1 protein-coding gene is annotated in these 600 nt (G+C 63.0%); it reads left to right on the top strand.

The window, feature by feature from the left end; all coding sequences use genetic code 11:
- On the top strand, nt 1-235 hold a 235-nt coding region (locus AC1DU6_RS34830), incomplete at its 5' end, for a hypothetical protein (RefSeq protein ID WP_477863094.1).
- Between the last annotated feature and the right edge of the window lie 365 nt (nt 236-600).

Here is a 600-nt window from a genome sequence, read left to right as displayed (position 1 = left end):
GGCTGAACGTCACGCCACCTTGTGTGACGGCATGGAACACGCCGGTCTGGATCAGGAGCGCCGCGCCCTGGTGGCCAGGCCGGTGGATATGTCATGGGAATGGCCGCAAGCCAACCAACTGGTGCTCACGTTCTCTTTGCCCGCCGGGAATTACGCCACTTCCGTTCTGAACGAAATCCTCCGCACCACGGAGCCTGACCGGCATACAGAGAACGAGTCTGCGGCTGTCGAATGACGGTGTCCTCACCTCGGGTTGAAGGGTACAGACCCTGTTCCTGGCACACCATTTCCCGTCCGGCCGCTTTCCCGTCGGTGCGTGTTCACACCTGATGCGGCAGGTGGCCCCCGCGGCGACCTGTCTCCAACCTTCAAGGCACCAGGGCGGTCGTGACATTCACCAGCGCTGGCAGCAGTCGCTCGGCGGGCCCTGGATAGCAAACCTCGGGTTCCTGGATATGATTTTCATCGTCTTCGGGCGGTCAGAGCGAGTTCGACCGCGCACGGTCAGCACTCCGACCCCGGTCGAACACCTACCGCCACCCTTCCACAGCGGGGGACCGACCGCCGCGCCTCAAACCATGATTCCGTGATGTTCATGCC

The organism is Roseateles sp. P5_B10, from assembly GCF_056400485.1.
This window is presented reverse-complemented; position numbering and strand designations above follow the sequence as displayed.